Here is a 574-nt window from a genome sequence, read left to right on the forward strand (position 1 = left end):
CTGACCCTGGCCGACACCAATGTTGAGGCGGCCAACAGCCAGGCGCTGTCGACCCGCCAGTCGATCGCGGTCTCCGCGCTGTCGCTGGCCAACCAGTCGCAGCAGAGCGTGCTGCAGCTGCTCCGCTAAGTCGCGGACGATATCGCAAGCAAGATCCGGCGGCGGGGCTTCGGCCCCGCCGCTTTCTTTTTGGGCCGGCGTGCGAGTGCTGCCCGGCAAGGTCGCAGCGGTGCATTCGATGCAGCCAATTGCTCACTCTCAGTTATGGTTGACAAGTCGCAAATGCCTCATCGGTGCACGGAAAAGCACCGTCCTATCATGACGATATGGGTGAGAACGCTGAGGCTCCGGATGCGCACATGGTGAATCGGTGGAGGGCCTGGCGCGACTCGCTTCATGCTTTGTTAGCCCACAACGTTCACCGTCCCGGCCATCGATTAATCCTAATCGAAGTTTTGTTGCGTTGCGTACCAGAAGGGTAACACTCAATGTCCGGTATCGTTCTCTCCGCGTCGGTTCGTCAGAACCTGCTCTCCCTCCAGTCCACCGCCGATCTTCTCGCCACCACCCAGAG

General features: G+C 60.5%; 1 protein-coding gene. It reads left to right on the forward strand.

Features of this window, described 5'->3' with window-relative positions:
• On the forward strand, positions 1-129 hold a 129-nt coding region (locus XF30_RS39950), incomplete at its 5' end, for a flagellin (RefSeq protein ID WP_349644203.1).
• Positions 130-574 lie beyond the last annotated feature (445 nt).

The organism is Bradyrhizobium sp. SUTN9-2 (assembly GCF_003122645.1).
GTDB lineage: Bacteria > Pseudomonadota > Alphaproteobacteria > Rhizobiales > Xanthobacteraceae > Bradyrhizobium > Bradyrhizobium yuanmingense.